3 protein-coding genes are annotated in these 3,002 nt (G+C 57.9%); 1 reads left to right on the forward strand and 2 read right to left on the reverse strand.

Annotated features, from left to right (window positions below; all coding sequences use genetic code 11):
- Positions 1–190: 190 nt before the first annotated feature.
- Together ABLU86_RS17675 and ABLU86_RS17680 are read right to left on the reverse strand one after the other, a co-directional pair.
- On the reverse strand, positions 191–868 hold the full coding sequence (locus tag ABLU86_RS17675; protein ID WP_015367229.1) for an isochorismatase family protein: 678 nt from the start codon (positions 866–868) through the stop codon (positions 191–193).
- Positions 869–887: 19 nt separating this feature from the next.
- Positions 888–1,748, reverse strand: a complete 861-nt coding sequence (locus tag ABLU86_RS17680) for a pirin family protein (protein WP_015705015.1) — start codon at positions 1,746–1,748, stop codon at positions 888–890.
- 115 nt (positions 1,749–1,863) lie between these two features.
- Between ABLU86_RS17680 and ABLU86_RS17685 the strand changes: the two genes are divergently transcribed.
- Complete coding sequence (locus tag ABLU86_RS17685) at positions 1,864–2,769, forward strand: LysR family transcriptional regulator (protein WP_015367227.1); 906 nt, start codon at positions 1,864–1,866, stop codon at positions 2,767–2,769.
- The last annotated feature ends 233 nt before the right edge of the window (positions 2,770–3,002 follow it).

Here is a 3,002-nt window from a genome sequence, read left to right on the forward strand (position 1 = left end):
ACACACTTTCCAGGCGTGCTCCTTCAGCCACTCGGACACCTCACCATATTGTCTTGCTGCTCACCTTGGTGGGCAACGGGGCGCTACTATAGGGAGTTGCGCTAAAACGGTCAAGCATATTTTTTTCTTTCTTTACCGTTCGGTTAAGCAATGAACACTGCCCCGTCGATTCATCGACGGGGCAGCTATTTTAACGCTGGGAATCCAGCTTTTCGTTGTTCTTCACGACGTCCTGCGCCTTGCTGTAGCTTTCAATCAGCAACTGATACGCCGGGAAGACTTTGGTATACACCTCAGCCCACTCGGCGGCATCCGGACGGTTCCAGGTGCGCTGCAGTTCAGAGGCTACCGCGGCGGTATCCATTGGTACTACGCCGGCCTGGACTACGCGGGCCAGGGTGATCTCCTGCGCCATTTTGCTGTAAGTACCCGAGGCGTCGATAACGGCAAACACCTTATAACCGTCGGCGACGGCGGCAATTGCCGGGAAAGCCATGCACACGCTGGTAATGGTACCGGCGATGATTAAGGTTTTACGTCCGGTCGCTTTCACCGCGGCGACAAACTCCGGGTTGTCCCAGGCGTTGATCTCGCCTTTACGCGCAATATACTTCGCATGCGGCGCATTCTCATGAATTTCCGGAATCAACGGGCCGTTCGGACCCTGCGGCACGGAAGCGGTGGTGATCACCGGGATCCCGGCAAGCGATGCCATTTTCGCCAGCGCGGCGGCGCGAGCGCGCAGTTCCGGCATCGGCATATCGCCAACGGTCTGGAACAGGCCGCTTTGGTGGTCAATCAACAGCATCGCGGTATCGTTAACATCAATCACCGGACGAGAACCGTTAAAGTTAGCTGGAGTAGACATATTCTTCACCTCAATTTCGTTAGATTTGGCCAAAACGGCCGCTGTTAAAATCGCGAATTGCTTCGGCAATTTGCGTTTTGGTATTCATCACAAACGGGCCGTAGCCCACGATCGGCTCCTGTAGCGGTTCGCCGGCCATCAGCAGAACCTTCGCGTTGGAGCTCGCTTCCAGATGGAAGGCTTCACCTTTTTGGCTCAGCACTACCAGCTGTCCTTCCCGTGCGTTTTCCGTACCGTTGACGATGACTTCGCCTTCGAGCACGACCAACGCGGTGCTCCAGCCTTCCGGCTGACGCAATGTCACATCGTGACTTTGTTTGAGCTGCATATCCCACACGTTTAACGGTGAGAATGTGTGCGCTGGGCCGGCGACATCGCCGTAACGCCCGGCAATCACTCTGACGGTCCCGGCGTCGTCTTCCAGCGTTGCTTGCGGAATGACGTCTGCGGTAATGCTCTGATAGCCCGGGGTCGTCATTTTGTCTTTCGCCGGCAGGTTGACCCACAGCTGCATCATTTTCAGTTCACCGCCGGAGCGGGTGAACGCTTCGGAGTGGAACTCTTCATGCAGGATCCCGGCGCCAGCCGTCATCCACTGCACGTCGCCAGGGCCGATAACGCCGCCTCTACCGGTTGAGTCGCGATGCTCGACTTCACCAGAGTAGACAATGGTGACGGTTTCGAATCCGCGATGCGGATGCTCGCCGACGCCGCGTTTACCGCTTCCCGCCGGAAACGTGTGCGGGCCGGCGTAGTCAAGCAGTAAGAACGGGCTCAATTGTTCGCCGTGGGTCTGGTAAGAAAACATTGAGCGAACCGGGAAACCGTCGCCCACCCAGTGCTGCGAAGGGGCGGTGTAAACGCCAGTAATCTGTTTCATGGTTATCTCCTGCGTGTCTGTATCTGATGTGAATAAGCTTATATCTGGGGCTAATATTCCGGTAGATAGCGAAAATGACCTATACTGTTCTAAAAATGGAACGATGGAGAAAAGGATGCAGGATCTCAACGACCTGGCCTGGTTTGTTCAGGTGGTCGACCATGGCGGTTTTGCCGCTGCCGGTCGGGCGCTCGACCAGCCCAAATCCAAACTCAGCCGCCGCATTGCGCAACTGGAAGAGCGCCTGGGCGTACGTCTGATTCAACGAACCACCCGACAGTTCGCCGTCACGGAAGTCGGCCAAACTTTCTATCAACACTGCAAGGCGATGTTGATAGAAGCCGAAGCGGCGCATCAGGCGGTAGAAACGCTGCAGTCTGAACCGCGCGGCAGCGTCAAGCTCACCTGTCCGGTAACCCTGTTGCATGCCCATGTTGGCCCGATGCTGGCGCGCTTTATGGTGCGATATCCTGGGGTGACGCTACATCTGGAAGCCACCAATCGGCGGGTGGATGTGGTGGGCGAGGGGGTTGATGTGGCCATTCGCGTGCGACCAAGGCCATTTGAAGATAGCGACCTGGTCATGCGGGTGTTGGCCGATCGCGGCCATCGCCTGGTGGCGAGTCCGGCGCTGATAGCCAGGCTTGGGCGCCCGCAGGCGCCGGCGGAATTGAGCACCTGGCCGGGACTAAGTATTGGCGCCGGAAAACATCAGCATAAATGGCAACTTACCGGGCCAGAGGGGGCGCGGGCCGAGGTTTATTTCACGCCGCGGATGGTGACCAGCGATATGCTGGCGCTGCGCGAGGCGGCCATGGCGGGCGTTGGCGTGGTTCAACTTCCTTTATTAATGGTGCGCGATCAGTTGGCATCAGGGGAGTTGGAAATCGTGCTTGATGAGTGGCAGCCGCGGCGGGAAGTCATTCATGCGGTGTTTGCTTCGCGGCGCGGTTTATTACCTTCTGTCAGAGCGCTGGTGGATTATCTCAGCGAAGAGTATCAACGGATGGAAGAGGATTAGCCCAGGCTCTTTTTCCCGGCGGCGCTGCGCCTGGACGGGCTACTGGTGGCGGGGCCTGCGGTTTTCCCGGCGGCGCTGCGCTTGGCCGGGCTACTCGTTGGTGGTGCGGCCTGTGGGATGGGTAGCCCGGGCGAGGCATTTATGCCGACCCCGGGAAGGTTTACCGGGGTCAGATGCGAAAAAAGCCCGTACTTTCGTACGAGCTCTCATCTCGAATATGGCGGTGAGGGGGG

It is taken from the genome of Klebsiella sp. JN_Kp121, from assembly GCF_040062145.1.
In the GTDB taxonomy this organism is placed as follows: Bacteria; Pseudomonadota; Gammaproteobacteria; order Enterobacterales; family Enterobacteriaceae; genus Klebsiella; species Klebsiella aerogenes.

Excerpts from the sequence above, each read along its gene's own strand:
- ABLU86_RS17680 (WP_015705015.1), bottom strand. The coding sequence starts at position 1,748 with ATGAAACAGATTACTGGCGTTTACACCGCCCCTTCGCAGCACTGGGTG.
- ABLU86_RS17675 (WP_015367229.1), bottom strand. The coding sequence starts at position 868 with ATGTCTACTCCAGCTAACTTTAACGGTTCTCGTCCGGTGATTGATGTT.
- ABLU86_RS17685 (WP_015367227.1), top strand. The coding sequence starts at position 1,864 with ATGCAGGATCTCAACGACCTGGCCTGGTTTGTTCAGGTGGTCGACCAT.